This window comes from Qipengyuania seohaensis, from assembly GCF_002795865.1.
Taxonomy (GTDB): domain Bacteria; phylum Pseudomonadota; class Alphaproteobacteria; order Sphingomonadales; family Sphingomonadaceae; genus Qipengyuania; species Qipengyuania seohaensis.
This window is the reverse complement of sequence record NZ_CP024920.1, coordinates 437875-454625: the sequence shown is the minus strand read 5'-3', so window position 1 is coordinate 454625 and position 16751 is coordinate 437875. Positions and strand designations below refer to the sequence as shown.

Here is a 16751-nt window from a genome sequence, read left to right as displayed (position 1 = left end):
CGTTTCGCGAAAGACTCATCCATGCAGTATATCCTCCGCTTCTCCAGCTTCCATCATGACCGACCGGAGAGGATCGAATTCACGGCCGCAAGTGATCGACAAGCGGCAATCATCGCCAGGGATTTGGCGCGCGCTCGCCCCAGTACCTTGTGGCAGGAGAACCGAAAAATTCCCGGTGTGATGGAATGTCTGCCAGAAATGGCAATGACGCGGTTCGATGCATTGTCAATGGAAAGCGACACAAGGGATGAGCCTGTTAATCGGTAGCCCCCGCTATACCCCGACCTTGCGCAAGGCTTCGCCCGAAAGCGCTCTCAGAGTTTCTTGTGCAAAGCGCAGTCGTGCACCGAATAAGCCTTCTCTGTCCCGGGTCATGTGCCAAAGCATTTCCCGACGGCGCGGCCAGTTCAGCGAAGGGTTTTCCGGATCGATAACCATTATTCGCATCTCGGTATTTTGCCACTGCGGCGGGCTTGATGGGAAATCGAGCTCGACATCGAATGCAGCTTCGCTCAGCTGGACGGCAAAACCGAAGCTGCCCAGCAGATCCTGCCTTTTCAAAAGCTCTTCCAAATTTGACTGATCAGCCCCACTGAGCCGGCTCAACCCTACCGCGACATCGAGCGCATATTTTCCTGAAAACTTGTGAGCCATCACCCCCTTCACAAGGTTGAGGCTTGCGACAAGGAGGCTCCCGACCGGTCCAAAGCCTTGTACCACCTCTGATCCTAGACTGAGCTGTGTAACCAAGTCGTGTATCTCTTCCGGCCTCTTTGGCGAGGGACAGCCCGGTTGCTGCAATTTGTGATGCAAGTCGATTGTACAAAGCGGGAAGTCCACGTGCTGGAGATGGACTTCCCCGAGCGACTGCCGCCACCATGCATTCCCGCAATCGGGCCGCAAGGTGAATCCGACAGACAAGAGGGTGGAAACCGCGTCGTCGAACTGTGCCTTACGGACCAGCATGTCCATGTCGTTGGCGGTGCGGAAGAACAGATCGCCGTAAAGTTGTGCAAGTGCGAGCGGTCCCTTGAAGAGAACCGGTTCGATGTTGGAGCACCTCAATGCGGGCAGCGCAAGGCGCATCATCGCCATGTTCTGAGAATTCACGAGCATCGCGCGCCCTCTTGCTGAAAGGAATGCGTCTGCAAATCCCTCAAACGGTGCGCTACCTGTCCGTGCCGTCGCGATTTCGCACGCAGTCATCATTCGGTTTTCGGCCAAGAGACGCAGGACAATTTGCGGATCGATGAACCCCCTTCCTGATCGGGCTGAACTTCGCTTTCCTTTCATCAGCACGCTCGCGCAATTTCCGATGAAATCGAGTTCGCTCATAACCATGGATTTGCCGCCGTGAATGCGCATTGCCGACACCGTTGGCACGATCACTGCAGGCAAAAATAACCTGGGTTATAAACTGGAATGGCCAAATAATATTGGCGTGATAACCTTTGCTTAACCATCTGAAAAAGTTCATTTTCGCCGGACCAATCCTTTCACTTCGAGAGCGATTAAAAGGAGTTTCGACATGAATGAGAAGAAAGCCTATTCAACCCCCGTCCTTACCGAGGTCGGCACTTTCGAGCGCATTACGCAGGCCAACGGCTGCCCCGATGCGCTCGATGCTGCATTCCCCGCCGGAACCCCTTTCGGCGACCTGACATGCGGCGTCGACGGCGGGATGTCCTGAACTGCAGGGGCGGGCAATGTAAATCTTGTCCGCCTCTCTTTCGCTGCGAAAGGGTGCGAAATGCCGATAGCTGACAGCACGATCATCAATGCCGATCCCGATGTCGTTTCGGCGGGACTTGGTCCAGGCATGGTACTCCTCAACCTTTCCCGCAAAATCTATTACAGCCTCGACGAAGTTGGCGTGGTGATCTGGAAAGCCGTGACAGACGGGGCCGGTTTTCAAGAAATTTGTGGAGCGATCGAAGCAGAATTCGATGTCGATCACGCCAGATGCCGGTCCGATGCAGAGGTCATCGTCCTTGAGATGGAAGATGCGCGGCTGGTCAGGATCGAGCGATTATTTGCCGATGCCTGACAAGCGACCAACCACCAAGCAGTTGGATCCGTTTCTACTGATGCGCTGCGCAGTGGTTTTGATTGTTGCGACAGCTTCCCTGGCCCTGCTCGGATATAACCGGCTTGCCGCCGCCACCGCCAAGCCGATTTCCCGAAAGGGTTCGCAACATTACGCCAGATGGCTTGGCCGGCATTTTCATTTTGCAGGACGTTTCATTCCATTTGCCAATTGTCTGCCACAAGCGGTTGCCCTTCGGTGGCTCCTCGCGCGGTCCGGGCACCGGTCTAACATAATAGTGGGTGTCCGGCTAAAGAGCGGCGGCCCTGTCAGCGCTCATGCATGGGTCAATTGCAATGGCGTCTGCGTGCTGGGAAATGCGGACGGAAGCGTTTCGGCATACAGGCAACTGGCAGATTTGGGCTGAGATGAATTTTGCCATTTCAGGCACCGTCCCGAAAGGCGCAGACGGCAAGGTCGATGTGCAATTTCTGGCGAACGACCCCGCAATTCTTGCCCATGATGCCGATATGAAGCTCGGGCTTGTTGCCGATGCTTCCATCTATAACCTAGTTGAGCTTTCATGTGAGCTAGGTCTGTCCAGATCGACCCCCGTCGCGTCACTTCTGCTGGCCGGTTATCGCAGATGGGGTCCGGGGCTGCCGCAAAAGCTGGATGGCGATTTTGCTCTGGCGATATGGGACAGTGCCGCGCGCACTCTTTTTTGCGCGCGTGATCGCTTCGGTGTGCGACCGCTCTGCTACCGCGAACTCGGCGACAGGCTGGTCTTCTCATCCGACCCGCAATTCTTGCCTCAATTGCCGCCCGGCGGCTCCGACTTGGAAGAATGGGCGATAGCGGATTTTCTGGTCGGCCGTGTGATCGAAGGCAACTCCAGGTGGAAGGCGATCAGCACCCTGCCGCCCGGCCACTCTCTCACCTATCGCAATGGAAGCACCGAGGTGCGCCAATACGTCAACTTGGAAATAGCAGCCGAATGTGACGCTCGCGAGGCTCCGGAACGCTTCGCGCAACTCTTCCGGAATTCGATACGCAAACGCACACGCCAGGCGGACAAGCTTGGATGCTTGTTGAGCGGCGGCCTCGACTCCACCAGCATCGCTTGCGTCACGCGCGATCATCTTGCCTCCCATACCCTATTGGCGACATACTCGATGACCTTCGCCGATGGCGGTGCGAATGATGACAAGCCGTTTATCGACGTGGCGCTCCGGAATGGCGGGTTCCGACCAACAGTAATCGAGCGAGAAAGCTATGCTCCGCTCGATGGACTCAATGCCATGCTCGAAGAACAAGGTGGCCCTTTCCTGGCCCCGAACCTGATCGCCATCAAACCGCTCGTGGAGCGCGCGGCAGACGATGGGATTGCGGTCCTGCTCGATGGGCATGGAGGGGACGAGGTGGTCTCGCACGGTTTCGGACGTCTGGACGAACTTGCTGCTGCCGGTCGATGGATGAGTCTGGCGAAGGAGTGCGGTCCGATCGCTCGCGATTATGGAAAGGCCAGACACGAATTGGTCGGGGCGGTTGCTAGAAGGACCCATGGCAGATCCGCGCGCCTGATTTACAAAGCTGTTGGCTCGAAGAAAAAGTTGCGCGGCAGTGAGAAGTGCCGTGCCCCTATGCCCGGTTGGCCGTCAAAGGATCTGATCGAAAACACCCGCCTCGACGAACGGCTGCGACAATCGCCGCCCTTTCCGTCCGGAGCAACCGAGCCGCAGCAGCATTGTGCGCAATTGAAGGCGCCATTGCAGCCCTACGCATTCGAGGTATTGGCTCGCTTTTACCGCGGGCGAGGCATCGGAAGCCGTTTTCCCTTCTGGGACAAGGAGCTCGTCAGCTTTTGCCTATCGCTTCCATCCATAGCGAAGCTTGAGGGTGGCCAGACACGGGTAGTTTTGCGCCGAGCGATGAAGGGCACGGTGCCGCAGCCGATATTACAAAGGCGCGGCAAGATGGACTTCACCGCACAGCTGAAGGACGGGATGGTCGCGCACCATTCGTCTTATATCAAACACATCCTCCATTCAGACGCGCTGGAGCCCTACGTCGATCTCGAAGCTGCGCGTGCAGCCTTTGCGCTGATGCAGGGGTCAGGCGAGAATAATTCGGCAAATGTTCAAGCAGTGTGGCGGGTGGTTGCGCTTGGGGCCTGGGTCGAAATGCGCCGGTCGATCACCAAGCGCGCGGCGGCGTGATACTGGCTCCCGATCATCAAGCGTCGCAGGAGGTGGAGCATCGATTGTTTCACTACCGCGCCTTCGGATTGCGCGTCGGATCGGCATTTGCGCTTCCCGAACTCGCTGTGTCAGCGATTACGGAAGTCGATGTTGTTTTTCTAAGGGGAAAGGATGGATGCGATTTTACCGGGTTCCCGACAGAAGGTCAGTTTCTCTTCAGCGAAAGCGAAACTATTCTTGTTTGGCCTGAACTTGGGTGCTTCCGTATCGCAGACAGGTCGCGCGTAGTGGTCGATCTGGCGGCCGGTGCCGATCCGGAGCTGCTAGGTTTTGCTTTGCTCGGCCCGGTCATGGCCCTGGTGTTGCAGGCGCGAAAAGCGTTCGTGCTTCACGGAAGCGCTCTGGCTATCGGCGGACAGGGCATCGCGTTTCTTGGTGACAAGGGTGCGGGAAAATCAACAACTGCAGCCAGCCTCGTCAATGCGGGCCATGAATTGCTCACCGACGATATACTCGCCCTTTCCGGCAGCAAGCTGAAGATGATCCAGCCGGCCTTCGCACAGGTCAAGCTTTCTTCCGCAGCCGCCAGTGTTCACCGACCGGCGGGTTCTGCAAGGAGGCCAGCCGTGATGCGGGTGCCTGACAAGGACCGCTATACTCTCGCAGCCGGTTTTAGCGCGAAGCCGACGAGGTTGCGGAAGATATATTTACTTGCGACGGGATCCCAGCTCGCCGCCGAATCCCTTCCTGTCAATTTGCGCTTCAAGGCTTTGCTGCGATTTTCCTATGTGACACGGTTCGGGCCCCAAGCGTTGGATGGAGATGCGGCGCGCAGACATCTGGACCAGTGCACCCAGGTCGCTGAAACCAGCGATATCGCCATTTTGACGGTACCACGCTCGCTTGAAAGACTGGGAGAAATCGCCTCCTTCTTGCTTGAAGACCTTCGGGAATAGCGGATGCCGAAAGAGCAAGGTAACGGCAGGAAGTCCTTCCCCGCGCTTCTGCGAATGATTTTCAGGCACGATACGAAAGGATTCTTCAGCGCACTTACCTTAATGGTGATTGCGGGTCTCGCCGAGGGCCTCTCGCTGCTTATGGTTTTGCCCTTGCTGGCGAATTTCGAAGCCTCGTCAGGCGCGGCTCGTGACCAAATCCCGCTCGTTTGGGAAATCTCGCTGTCACTCGAACAGTTGCTGGCTGTCGTTGTCGCGCTGGTCGTGTCGCAGGCGTTGCTGAGCCGCTACAAGAACATATATCTCGCCAACCACCTGTTCGGCCTGCTCAACGCAGTACGGCTCGATCTTTTCTCGCGAGTCTCGTCGATGCGTTGGGACTATCTTGTCAGCCGCAGGCAGGCCGATCTGCACCATCTCATGACCACCGATGTGGAGCGCATTTATGCGGCGGCTTTTGCCACAATGATGTTGCTGCAGACCTCGATACTACTGTTGATCTACCTCTGCGTCTCCTGGCTGATAAGTCCTGCCATGACACTCCTTGCGACCCTCTTGGGGGCCGTCATCTTTGCGGTTCTTGCGCCGCTCAGGCGTCGTGCAGCGCGTTTCGGCATTGAACGGACGGTCAACAAACGCGCGCAATATCGCACGATCGGCGAATTTCTGGGCGGCCTCAAAACAGCCAAGATCCACAACGCCGAAGACGCGTTTCGCGCCAATCTGGCGGGGAACCTTGAGACTGTGCGCGATGAATCGGTGGGCTATATGCGTTTGGCTTCGCTGGGCGGAGTGGTGTCGCAGACCCTTAGTGCTGTCGCTGTGGCTGCCATTCTCTATGTGGGCCTTTTGCACCTGCAACTTTCGCTGGCCGTTCTGGTGACGTTCCTGTTCATCCTCATGCGCCTCTCGCCGCGATTTCTCAGTCTGCAGAACGGCGCGCAGGACATCATCTCAAATCTCCCTGTGTTCATCGAAATCGAGAGATTGAAAAAGGACTTCGAGGGCCTTGGTGAGCCGGTGGCGGTCATTGCGAGCCATGGGGATCCGGTTCTTCGTCAGGCTATCTCGTTCGACCGGGTTTCCTTTGCCTACCCAGGTAACGATGATCGGCCATCGCTGAATGAAATCAGTTTCGAATTGGTTGCCGGATCGTCTTGCGCCTTGGTCGGCCGTTCCGGTAGCGGGAAAAGCACACTGGCCGATCTTGTTACCGGTCTCATGATCCCGACCAGTGGCGCGATCGCTATCGACGGCCACTATCTCGATCGCGGTTCCCTTCGCAGCTGGAGATCGAGAGTCGCTTATGTGCCGCAGAATGCCTTCTTGTTGCATGGGGATATCGCCACCAATCTCAGGCTTGCTCGGCAGGATGCTTCCGAACGTGAACTGACGGAGGCACTGGCGCTTGCCGGAGCGGACGATTTCGTTCGCGAATTGCCCTTGGGAATGAAAACCGTCATCGGTGACGATGGCGCGTTCCTGTCCGGCGGGCAGCGACAAAGGATTGCCCTTGCGAGGGCATTGATCTCCCGTCCGCAGCTTCTGGTTCTGGATGAGGCGACCAGCGCTCTCGATTGGGAAAGCCAGAATGCGATCCTCAGTACATTGGAGAAACTGCGCGGTATCGTCACGGTGCTGGTCATCGCGCATCGTCCACAAATGGTGGCCGCAGCCGATTTCGTGATCGCTCTCGAAGCCGGCAGATTGGTGGAGCAGGGAAGCCCTGACGAGTTGGCAGGTGCTGACGGCATAGTGGGAAGGATGCTCTCGTCCGACATCCCGTCCGCACCACCCGTCTCGCCCGGAGTACACGCAACTAACCTGATTTAGTGTCTCTGTCGGGCGGGGCTGCGATGGCGGCTGGCATGTTACCGGGCATCGGGAGGACTTGATGGTGCGCATCGCGAAGACCACAACTGCCATGGTCCTGATCCTGTCTGCCGCTCCCGTCGCCGCACAAAGCATCGACGATCGGTCCGCAAGCGACGAAACGCTCGAAGGATACCGCCCCGTCGGGGCGAGGATCGGCAGTTTCATGCTTCATCCAAGTGTCGATGCTTTCGTCGAATATGACGACAATCCGCTGGCCTTGCCGGATGCAAGTTCGGACGATGAGATACTCACTGTTCGCGGGAAAGTTGAAGCTCGATCTTTGTGGCGGCGACATCGGCTACGCGGCGTCGCTTACGTGGATCAATCGCTGCACCGTCGGTGGAGCAGCGAGGATGCGCTGGAAGCCGGCGCCCGGGTTGAGGGCACATTCGACATAAGCCGCGACCTTTCGCTCCGAGGTTATGTCGCCGCAGATGCCCTATCCGAAAGCCGCTCCAGCATCGGGAGCATCGAACGGTCCCGCGAACCTTCCCGCTTTTCCCGCAAAAATACTCTGGTGGCGGTGGATTGGTCGCTGCGTCCGATCGAGGTAACCGGCGAAGCCGAAATCACAGAACTCGATTTCCGGGATGGCGTGTCCTTCGAGGGAAATCCCATAGAACAGGATTTTCGCGATTCCAGATATGGCCGTTTGTCGGGGAGAGTGGCTTATGAATTTGCGCCACGCCTTTCTGCCCTGGTCCGCGCCCAGATCGACAGGTTCGAATACACCTCGGCTGAAGAAAGCGGACTTCAGGCGGACAGGGACTCGACGGGCTACAAGCTGGAGGCCGGAGGCCGGATCGAACTCACCCGCTTGCTGTTTGTCGAAGCGCGTGCTGGCATCTTGCGCAGGGAAAGCGACTCTCCCGCCTTTGCGGACATCTCCGGAGTCTCCTACGGCGGCCACGTAGACTGGAACGTGACCCCCCTGACCGATGTAAGGTTCTTTTTCGATCGCGAGATCGAGGAGGGTGGCTCGCGTCTGACGACCGGCAATCTTCGGAGCCAGGCTCGCCTCAACGTCCGCCATGAACTGCTGCGCAATTTCGTGATCGAGGCGGATGCACGCATCGCGCGTATCAGAACACTCGGCGCTATCGATGTTGCTGCAGACGAGGTAGCGGGCGAGCTGTCAGGCATCTATTATGCCAACCGCCGACTGCGCATCGTCGGATCGCTGCGGTATTTCGACCGCAGCTCGGACGCGGATTTCTTCCGGACGTTCGAACGCAAGCGAGCGATGCTGGGTGTTCGCCTCGCTTTCTGAGAGAATTTGCTCCCTTCCGCGTTATTCCATGTAGTAGCCGGCAAATTCTTCCTGATAGCTGTAGATGTCCTGCTGCCCGGTGCTTGCATGTTGCCGCACATCGACCTGTGTTAGCGCGAGGCCCGCAACACGTGCCTCGGATGTAAGGAGCAGGTCCACCGCAGTGTCGACCGCCTTGATCGAAGTCGATCTCCATCGAGCGATCACCAGTGTGGCATCAACGTCTCTCACCAGCGTCCTCGTCTCCGCAATGCCCAGGATCGGCGCGGTATCGACGATAACCACTTTATAGTTGTCTTCTAGCTGTGCGAGAAGTTCGGAGAACCGGGATGAAGCAAATAGGTCGCTTCCGTCGTCCTTCGGTACACGCGACCCGAGAACGGACAATCCTGTCGCATCTTCCACGAAGACTGCATCAGTCAGCGATAGTGAGCCAGCCAGAAAGCCGCGAAGGCCCACGTGCTTTTCCGGCAACAGCATTTCGCTGGCCGCGCGCCTGCGGGAGTCGCAATCGACAAGGATGGTGCGCTTGCCGGATAGGGCCAAAGATCGGGCGAGGCAAAGCGAAGTGGTCGACTTGCCTTCACGTGGCAGGGCCGAAGTTATTGCCAGGCTTCTTGCGCCATCGGGCGTCCCCAGCTTGAGCGCCGAGCCTAAAGCACGCAGGGACTCGGCGAACTTAGATTGAGGGTGTTCGACGAGAAAATCGTGCGGTGCCACGCCTCGCACCGCGCTTTCCGTGGTGCTTCCGAGTTCCGGAACGGCACCGAGATAGGGGATACGCAGCTTGTCCTCCACGTCGGAGCGGGTCCTGATCCGGGCGTCGAAATATTCGCCTGCGGCGACACCCAACAGCCCCCCGACAAGGGCCATGGTCGCCCCCAGCGCAATTATCAGAGGAATATTGGGGGAGGAGGGAGAACGTGGCACGCGAGCCAGCGTTTCGATCGAGGCATCGGCGCGTATCAGGCCTTCTTGCGAACCCATTTCCTGCGCGCGTTTGAGGAAAGCTTCGTAGATCGAGCGGGCGGCCTCCGCGCTGCGCTCCAGCTCCAGGAAACCCACCTGCGCTGCATCGTTGGCTTCCAGCGAGCCGCGGGCACCGCTTTGGCTGGCTTCGAGCGAACCGAGACGCGAACGTGCCGCCACGACATCGGACTCCAGCGAGGCCAGGATCCGGTCGATCTGGCTCTGGATCTGTTGTCTGGTGTCCGCAATCTCCTCTCTCGCACGCAGCACTTGCGGATGGCGTCCACCATAGCGCTCCTCGAGATTGGCCAGTTCGCCACTCAAGCGAGCCTCGCGGGAGCGCAATTCGGCAACCGTACTCGATTGTAGTGCGGCCGGAACCTGCGCCCCGCCACCACCGCGTCCAACCCTGCTTCTTGCTGCCGACAGCAGGCCTTGCTTCTCTGCCAGATCTGCGCGCGCTGCAGAAATTTCCTGGTTGAGAACGGACACTTCCTGTTCTGCCATCGTCGCGCCTTCTGCGCTCATGAGGCCATTGCGGATCTTGTAGTTGTGTAGTGCGGCATCGGCATTCGCTGCCTTGGCGCGCAAATCGACAAGTCGACCTTGCAAAAATTCGCCCGCGTCCTGGGAAACTTCCAGTTTCCCGGACTTCTGTTGTTCCAGATACTGGAGGGCATATTCGTTCGCAATGGCCGCTGCCAGTTCGGGATTGCGGGACCTGGCGTTGATGCCGATGAGGTAGGTGAGACCCGAACGCCTGATTGTGACATGGCGCTGGACGGCGCTGGCGAGCGGATGTGTGCCGGGACGGGTATTGTCATTTACCGGCGAACGCTCACCGCCTCCGAACTCCGCATACCTTCCAATATCGAGACTTTCGGCCACCTTCCCTGCGAGGCGAGGAGAGGACAGGATTTCGACCTCCGTATCGATCACGTTGGTATCCGGAACCAAATCGGGCGAAACCGGCTGCAAATCGACGACTGCCGGCTGACCCGGTTCGATCAGCACCGATGCCGTTGCAGAATATATTTTTGGCTGAAGCAAGGCATAGGCGATCGCCAAAATGAGGATGGTCCCGGCAATGGCGAGAAATATCCAGATGCGCCGCCGCAGTATCGCCCACAGATCGCCCGGGTCGGGAAGGAAGGGGGCTTTTCGAAAGTCATTATGACCTTCTCTCGATTGAGTTGTTGCGGGCTCGGAGCCGGCGTGAATGTGTGTTGCCAAGGGGGACCCCATCTCGGAAGCGGACGCGGCAACGCTTGCCGACGCAGGACTGCACTACTTCGCAATGAAGTTTCCCTTGCGCCCTGACTTTGGTTAGAAACCTGCTTGAAGGCTTGCGAACACCCGATCGGGCAGGGGCGGCTTCTTGACCTATGCCCGGCCAGCCTCCGAAATCCCGATGATTGCCTATCTGGTGCACGACCTGAACGATGCCGCGGTGGCGCGGCGCGTCGAAGGCTTTTCGGCAGGTGGTGCACAAGTCATAGTAGCCGGCTTTTATCGCCGAGAGGCGGTCGAGACTGTTTCCGGAGCTCCGGCCATAACACTGGGACAGACCCACGATGCTCGGCTCGGCCAACGCGCCTTGCTTGTCGCGAAAGCGATGGTTTTTCGAAACGCACTTGTGAAAGCAATCGCCGACTGCACCATTATCGTGGCGCGAAACCTTGAGATGCTCACCCTGGCGAGAAGCATTGCGAAAAAGCACCAGACAATCGTTTACGAATTGCTGGACATACATCGCACCCTGCTCGGCACGGGACTGCTTTCCACCTTCGTACGCAATGTCGAAAAAAAAGCGCTTCGCAGCACCGCAGCGACAATCGTCAGCTCCGACGCCTACCGCCACAAATACCTCAAGGCGGTTCAGCGACATCATGGACCGGTCATTCTCGTCGAGAACAAGGTGTCTCGCGGCGATGCTGGGGCCAACTCTCCCGCCAAAGCGCAGCTGCAAGCGCCGTGGCGGATCGGCTGGTTCGGCATGTTGCGTTGCCGACGATCTCTGGATCTGCTTTGCGAAGCTGCCGCCCGGTCGAATGGCCGGATCGAGGTGGTCCTTGCGGGTATCCCGTCGCTTACCGAATTTGAAGATTTCTACGGTCAGGTCGAACACGCCGAGGGCGTGAAGTTTGCGGGCTCCTATTCAACCGACGAATTGCCCGAACTTTATTCTTCAGTGAATTTTGCCTGGTGTATCGATTTTTTCGAGGAAGGCCTGAACTCGGCGTGGCTCTTGCCCAATCGGCTCTACGAAGCGCTTTCGCACGCGGTGATCCCTGTGGCTCTTGTAGGTACGCAAACCGGGCATTGGCTTGGCAGGGCTGGCGTGGGACTGTGCCTGTCTGTTGCCGAGGATATAGCCGGTGTCATGAATTCGATGGACGGGTCCAAACTTGCGACACTTCGCAAGCAAATCTCCCGCCTCGATCCCGGAACGTATGCTTTCTCGCAATCGGACCACGAAAGCCTTGTGCGGCAATTGGCCGCAGCGGGGTGACGGTGGATGGAAATATCCTCGCGATCGTGCCTTGCCTGAATGAGGCACGACATTTGCCAAGGTTGCTTCGGCAACTGGCCAGCGAACCGCTTTGCTCCCGTATAGTGGTGGCTGACGGCGGAAGCACGGACGGCTCGCGCGAAATCGTGCAGGCCATGCGGCACCTCTTTCCCAAGATCGATTTGATGGACAATCCCAAATTAATCCAAAGTGCGGGTGTCAATCTCGCTGTCGAGAAATTTGGCGCAAATTATGCCTTCTTCGTTCGTCTCGATGCCCACTGTCGTTACCCTCACGGCTATATTCGCACACTTGTAGAAAGTGCCAAGGCTACGAAGTCGGACTCCGTGGTCGTGCCAATGCTTACATCGGGCACGCAAGGATTCTCGAAAGCCGCCGCGGCAGCGCAGAATTCACGCCTCGGCAACGGCGGCGCGGCGCATAGAAACTTAGGAGAGGGCGGTTTTGTGGACCACGGCCATCACGCCCTTATGCGCATCGCAGCTTTTGAAAAGGTGGGTGGGTATGACGAGAACATGCCTTGCAACGAGGACGCGGAACTCGACATGAGATTGGCCTCGATCGATGCCGCCATCTGGCTCGAGCCCAAAGCAGCCATAATCTATTTTCCACGCGAATCTCCGATAGCCCTGTGGCGCCAGTATTTCCGTTACGGGAGGGGGCGTGCGCAGACCGCCATCCGCCATCGAAGCCCCTTGCGTATCCGGCAGCTTGTTCCGCTGATGGTGCCGCCTGCAATCCTTCTCGCGCTGCTTTCCCCGCTGGGCTGGATATGTCTCGCGCTACCTGCCCTTGGTTGGACGTCGATCTGTCAGCTCTGGGCCCTGAACCTCGCAGCGAGACGACGGGACCTGATGATGGCTTTCTCGGGAGCCGCGGCGATGATCATGCATACTGCCTGGTCCTTCGGGTTTATATGGGAATGGCTGGCCAATTCGATGTCAAAGAGATCACAGACCTCGACCGGAATGCCTTCTGAGCAAAAAAGCTTTTAACCGCTGCCTGTCAATTTGCCCCGATGTACGTTCTGTAATCCGACAAACTTGTTTCGCCCGTCCGCCGCTAATTTTCTCGTCATCCAGACAGCGTCAGGAGAAAGGGCGTAGGGAGCTATCTCGTCAGCGACTTCACATCCAAGCAAGATGACGTCGAATGTGGGTAGCTGGTCGGAGAGTTCGGTCGCCGATGACCAATGGAAGATGTCCTTGCAAACGACGCGGTAGCCATTTTTCATAAGAGTTGTGGCAGCTAAGTAGGTTTCGGTGCCTTCTGTGAGTGGGCCGATGATAAGGGCATTTGGGTGAGACATCTTGAAGGTTCGCCCTCGACCTTGAAATACCCTCTCCTGAATACGGCGCAAAATTCCCTGTTTTATACTGCCGGCAAGCTGAAACAGAGTTCGGGGGTGCTGCAGTGCGTAGATCACTCCCTCCAGGAATTTGCGATCCTTGAACATATTGACGAGCAACAGGTGCCTCTTTGCGTCTATCAAGCTCGTTTTACGCCTTTTAAGGGCTTGCTTCAGCACGGCGTTTTCTGAGGCAGCCGGATCGCGTGCAGCTTGTATGAGAGCATCGATGTCACCGATCGACAAACGATGTGAAGTGGAATTGGCGTGCTTGCGGTAGAAATAGGTTGGACGCGGCGTTAACGTGTATCGCGCGCCTTGTTGCAACATCCGGGCTATGAGGTCGTAGTCTTCGCCGATCCGCAACGTCGGGTCATAAGCGACGCCATGCTTTTCCAGAAATTTTAAAGAGATCATGGGCTTGAGAAACCCGAGCGACGGTCCGCCAAACCCCATGGTACCAGATTCCACGAATTGGCATTCGCTCACCTCTGCTATGGTCGAGTTTGTCGTTCCTTCGAGAAAAAGCTTGGATTGCCGCTTTCCCCCTTGTTCGCCGAATTCGATCATATTCGCAGCAATCAAATCGGCATGTCTTGTCCGAACAGCATCGAGCAAAAATTCGAGATGCCTGGGATGAAGCAGATCATCGCTATCCAGGATCGCGGCCCAAGGTGCTCTGGCGCATCCGAGGCTATAATTGCGAGCGGCTGCCAAGCCGCCAGCCGGCCCGGCAAAAATCTTTATCCTGAAGTCACTTTTGGCATGTGTACGCGCAATCGCGCGAGTCCTGTCCGACGAACCATCGTCTACGACCACAATTTCAATTTCCTGCACGGTTTGGTCCGTGGCCGATTTGAGTGCTGCACCAATGGTCTCGTCGGCGTTTTTCGCCACCATCAAGATCGATACCAACGGGCTGGATGATCGATCACATTTCCGCCCACCCACTGCGCTTGGAACGTTCGAGAATTGTCCATCCGGCGTCATGCGCCCAGTAGAGCGGGAACGTATTCGATCGACCCTAAACAAGGTTAGAGGCCGATTGCGTCGGAACTCCTAAAGGTGTTTTCCCAAGGGGTGAGAGCCTCGGCCTCTAGGAGTAATCGATGCCTTCCGACCCTTCTATCAGCGTGTTGATAGCTGCTTTCAACTCGCAGGAGACAATCGGCATCGCCGTTCGCTCTGCACTTGCACAGCCAGAAGTTACCGAAGTGATTGTGGTCGATGACTGTTCTATCGACAATTCGGTAGCAGTGGCACGAAACGCGGACGACGGCAGTGGGCGGCTTCAAATACACCCGCTCGATGCCAACAGCGGTCCCGCCGCTGCACGCAATGCGGCCATAGAGAAGTCTACGAGCGAATATGTCGCCGTGCTTGACGCGGACGATTTTTTTACACCGGAAAGATTTCAGTCTGACATGGCCCCTAGCAAAAACTGGGATGCGCTTGCCGATAATATCCTGTTCATTCCTCCGGAGAAGACGGCACGGTTTTCGTCCATGGCTCGTATCGCGGCCAGCCAAACGCCGTTCAAATTGGGCCTTACGCAGTTCGTGGATGGTAATGAATCGATTGCGGGAAAACCGCGAGGCGAACTGGGGTTTTTGAAACCGTTGATCAGTCGCGCATTTCTGGAACGCCACGGCCTGCGGTACGATGAGAGGCTGAGGCTCGGCGAAGACTTCGATCTGTATTCACGCATGCTGCAAAAAGGCGCCCGGTTCCGGGTGACACGATCATGCGGCTACGTGGCGGTAGAGCTTTTCGATTCCCTGAGTGCCAGACATCGCGCCCAAGATCTCACGGCATTGCTCGACGCGGTCGATGGCATTCTTACGGGTCCTCTCGACGCCCGCGAGAGATCTTCGCTTCATTTCCACCGGCGCCACTTGCTGACCAAGAAACGCCACATGGAATTTCTTGAGACCAAGCGCGCCGAAGGTCTCGTTGTCGCGACAGCGCGCTGTGCGCCCGACATGGCGGGAAGGGCAGCCGTGGCAAAGGCGGTTTTGCGCGACAAGGTCGACGGGATATCCATTCTCCCGAAGAACCGGGCTCCCGAAGGCGCCAAGATCAGGTTCCTTCTCCCGTTCAGGCGAAAAATTATCCCCGCCACCGCAGAAGAGGCAGTGCGGGCCTAGGTTCTCCGCTTCCCAAATCCTAACCTGGTTGATGGCTTCGATCCTTACCGATGGCCAGATCGGACGATGCCCGTCCTGTCCAATACTCCTGATCGCCGGTCGAATGCCAATTGGCGTAAGGTGGGTGACACGTCGGGCCAACCTATCTACGGTTTCGAAACCGTTCCAGTCACACCGGTTGCAATTGCCCTCGTGGCCTGCCTCGCCATGCAGGCGCTCGGCCCCCCTATCGTCATTCTGGAGATAATCCTGTTCGCGGCAATCGTCGCCATCTCTTGGCGGCAGTTGCCTGCCGTGGCCGCACGGAGTTGGTTGCTGCTTCTCTTACCTACTGCAGCTATGTTTTCGGTAATGTGGTCGCAGGTTCCGTCCATCTCCGCTCGGTATGCGGTTCAGTTATTGGCCACGATCGGCGTAGGAATAGTTCTTGCTGCGACCATTCCGCGTGGAAAGCTTGTGCTCACGCTCTTCGCAGGGCTCTCGATAGCGATGGTAATCGGCTTCCTGTCGGGAAGGACGGGAATGTCGGCCGAGGGGGCGGTGCCGATCGGCTTTACGGGCTCCAAGAACCAGATGGCGTATGTCGCCCTGTTCTGGATGGCAGCCTCGCTGTGCGCCGTGGCCGACCGCGGTCTTTCATGGTTGACGAGGCTCGCCTCACTCGTGTGTGTTTCGTTATCCGCCGCCGTCATCTGGCAAGGCGCATCTGTCACGGCGATGCTTTCTGCAGTCGCGGTCGTAGTGTTCTTCGCCCTATTGTCGATCGCCGGAACCCTGCCTCGTGGTGGTAGGCTTTTCATCCTTCTTGCAGCAGCACTTTTCTTTGCCGCCGGCACGCTGGGACTGGCCCAGATTGAAAATTATGCCGATACCGCTCGTAGTGAGGTCCTAGGCAAAGACACGCGGCTCACAGGCAGAACCGTCTTATGGGAGGCGGCAGACCGTCTCATCGAGGAAAAGCCGCTCCTCGGACACGGCTACAAGGCGATCTGGCTGGGCGATGGCGGAGTAGGCCTTTTGGCGAGAAATGGTCAGACCGATGGCCGAGCCTTCCACTTCCACGACACATTTCGCGAAATCCGGGCGGATCTGGGTTGGGCCGGGCTGATCGCATTTCTGGCACCTCTAGGTTTCGGTCTGGCCCGGCTGGCGGGACTTTTCATCGAGAGAATAACAGTCGACCGCGCGTTGGCAGGAGGAATTTTTCTGCTCCTGTGTTTGCGGATGCGAACCGAACTCATCGTCGCGCCCTTGCTGATCGACACGGTCTTCCTGTTCTTGGCACTCGCCTTTTTCACATCTGCGCGTCGTCCGGATCCTGCGCGGAACCATTCACCCCAACATTCAACCAAATCGCGAAACAGAGGCGAGCACCATGTCCCGAATACCTGAGGCCGCGTTTGCGGCATTCCTCTTAGCTGGCTTG

15 protein-coding genes and 1 pseudogene are annotated in these 16751 nt (G+C 57.6%); 13 read left to right on the top strand and 3 right to left on the bottom strand.

What is annotated here, in order from left to right; genetic code table 11:
• Positions 1-21: 21 nt before the first annotated feature.
• Positions 22-267 carry a hypothetical protein gene (locus tag CVE41_RS02245; protein WP_100259197.1) on the top strand — a complete coding sequence of 82 codons (246 nt, stop codon included), beginning with the start codon at positions 22-24 and terminating at the stop codon, positions 265-267.
• A 6-nt stretch (positions 268-273) separates the two neighbouring features.
• Here the strand turns inward: CVE41_RS02245 and CVE41_RS02240 are convergent, their stop codons facing one another.
• Positions 274-1389 (bottom strand): nucleotidyltransferase family protein, encoded by a 1116-nt coding sequence (locus tag CVE41_RS02240; protein WP_232725759.1) that lies wholly within the window; start codon positions 1387-1389, stop codon positions 274-276.
• A 139-nt stretch (positions 1390-1528) separates the two neighbouring features.
• On the opposite strand from CVE41_RS02240, the gene CVE41_RS14545 reads away from it, so the two are divergent.
• The 7 genes from CVE41_RS14545 (at position 1529) to CVE41_RS02210 (ending at position 8328) form a co-directional block, all read left to right on the top strand.
• A complete protein-coding gene (locus tag CVE41_RS14545) occupies positions 1529-1690 on the top strand; it encodes a lasso RiPP family leader peptide-containing protein (RefSeq protein WP_157799367.1) in 162 nt (53 codons plus the stop codon).
• Between the two features lie 60 nt (positions 1691-1750).
• Positions 1751-2047: a PqqD family protein gene (locus tag CVE41_RS02235; RefSeq protein WP_100259195.1), complete on the top strand. Its 297-nt coding sequence runs from the start codon at positions 1751-1753 to the stop codon at positions 2045-2047.
• Complete coding sequence (locus tag CVE41_RS15010; RefSeq protein WP_100259194.1) at positions 1947-2453, top strand: lasso peptide biosynthesis B2 protein; 507 nt, start codon at positions 1947-1949, stop codon at positions 2451-2453. Before CVE41_RS02235 ends, CVE41_RS15010 begins: the two co-directional genes overlap by 101 nt.
• Positions 2404-4245, top strand: coding sequence for an asparagine synthase-related protein (locus CVE41_RS02225; RefSeq protein ID WP_198507701.1), 1842 nt, complete (start codon positions 2404-2406; stop codon positions 4243-4245). Before CVE41_RS15010 ends, CVE41_RS02225 begins: the two co-directional genes overlap by 50 nt.
• The gene (locus tag CVE41_RS02220; protein WP_100259192.1) at positions 4242-5183 is read left to right on the top strand and encodes a phosphoenolpyruvate carboxykinase (ATP); all 942 of its coding nucleotides are present in this window, start codon (positions 4242-4244) and stop codon (positions 5181-5183) included. Before CVE41_RS02225 ends, CVE41_RS02220 begins: the two co-directional genes overlap by 4 nt.
• A gap of 3 nt (positions 5184-5186) precedes the next feature.
• Complete coding sequence (locus tag CVE41_RS02215; protein ID WP_100259191.1) at positions 5187-7016, top strand: ABC transporter ATP-binding protein; 1830 nt, start codon at positions 5187-5189, stop codon at positions 7014-7016.
• 61 nt (positions 7017-7077) lie between these two features.
• Complete coding sequence (locus tag CVE41_RS02210) at positions 7078-8328, top strand: outer membrane beta-barrel protein (protein ID WP_100259190.1); 1251 nt, start codon at positions 7078-7080, stop codon at positions 8326-8328.
• A 21-nt stretch (positions 8329-8349) separates the two neighbouring features.
• Here the strand turns inward: CVE41_RS02210 and CVE41_RS02205 are convergent, their stop codons facing one another.
• Positions 8350-10530 (bottom strand): GumC family protein, encoded by a 2181-nt coding sequence (locus tag CVE41_RS02205; RefSeq protein WP_198507700.1) that lies wholly within the window; start codon positions 10528-10530, stop codon positions 8350-8352.
• Between the two features lie 145 nt (positions 10531-10675).
• Between CVE41_RS02205 and CVE41_RS02200 the strand changes: the two genes are divergently transcribed.
• Positions 10676-11809: a glycosyltransferase family protein gene (locus CVE41_RS02200; protein WP_157799365.1), complete on the top strand. Its 1134-nt coding sequence runs from the start codon at positions 10676-10678 to the stop codon at positions 11807-11809.
• 2 nt (positions 11810-11811) lie between these two features.
• Positions 11812-12825 (top strand): glycosyltransferase family 2 protein, encoded by a 1014-nt coding sequence (locus CVE41_RS02195; protein WP_100259187.1) that lies wholly within the window; start codon positions 11812-11814, stop codon positions 12823-12825.
• On the opposite strand, the gene CVE41_RS02190 is transcribed toward CVE41_RS02195, so the two are convergent.
• Positions 12822-14078 (bottom strand): glycosyltransferase family 2 protein, encoded by a 1257-nt coding sequence (locus CVE41_RS02190; RefSeq protein ID WP_232725758.1) that lies wholly within the window; start codon positions 14076-14078, stop codon positions 12822-12824. The genes CVE41_RS02195 and CVE41_RS02190 overlap by 4 nt on opposite strands.
• Before the next feature lie 209 nt (positions 14079-14287).
• Here CVE41_RS02190 and CVE41_RS15005 point away from each other — a divergent pair.
• The 3 genes and pseudogenes from CVE41_RS15005 to CVE41_RS02180 form a co-directional block, all read left to right on the top strand.
• Positions 14288-14590: pseudogene (locus tag CVE41_RS15005) on the top strand (glycosyltransferase family 2 protein); the annotation flags it as partial.
• Positions 14591-14602: 12 nt separating this feature from the next.
• Positions 14603-15325, top strand: coding sequence for a hypothetical protein (locus tag CVE41_RS02185; RefSeq protein ID WP_232725757.1), 723 nt, complete (start codon positions 14603-14605; stop codon positions 15323-15325).
• A gap of 120 nt (positions 15326-15445) precedes the next feature.
• Positions 15446-16717, top strand: coding sequence for an O-antigen ligase family protein (locus tag CVE41_RS02180; protein ID WP_198507699.1), 1272 nt, complete (start codon positions 15446-15448; stop codon positions 16715-16717).
• Positions 16718-16751: the final 34 nt, after the last annotated feature.

Excerpts from the sequence above, each read along its gene's own strand:
- CVE41_RS02245 (WP_100259197.1), top strand. The coding sequence starts at position 22 with ATGCAGTATATCCTCCGCTTCTCCAGCTTCCATCATGACCGACCGGAG.
- CVE41_RS14545 (WP_157799367.1), top strand. The coding sequence starts at position 1,529 with ATGAATGAGAAGAAAGCCTATTCAACCCCCGTCCTTACCGAGGTCGGC.
- CVE41_RS02235 (WP_100259195.1), top strand. The coding sequence starts at position 1,751 with ATGCCGATAGCTGACAGCACGATCATCAATGCCGATCCCGATGTCGTT.
- CVE41_RS15010 (WP_100259194.1), top strand. The coding sequence starts at position 1,947 with ATGTCGATCACGCCAGATGCCGGTCCGATGCAGAGGTCATCGTCCTTG.
- CVE41_RS02225 (WP_198507701.1), top strand. The coding sequence starts at position 2,404 with ATGCGGACGGAAGCGTTTCGGCATACAGGCAACTGGCAGATTTGGGCT.
- CVE41_RS02215 (WP_100259191.1), top strand. The coding sequence starts at position 5,187 with ATGCCGAAAGAGCAAGGTAACGGCAGGAAGTCCTTCCCCGCGCTTCTG.
- CVE41_RS02210 (WP_100259190.1), top strand. The coding sequence starts at position 7,078 with ATGGTGCGCATCGCGAAGACCACAACTGCCATGGTCCTGATCCTGTCT.
- CVE41_RS02190 (WP_232725758.1), bottom strand. The coding sequence starts at position 14,078 with ATGGTGGCGAAAAACGCCGACGAGACCATTGGTGCAGCACTCAAATCG.
- CVE41_RS02185 (WP_232725757.1), top strand. The coding sequence starts at position 14,603 with ATGGCCCCTAGCAAAAACTGGGATGCGCTTGCCGATAATATCCTGTTC.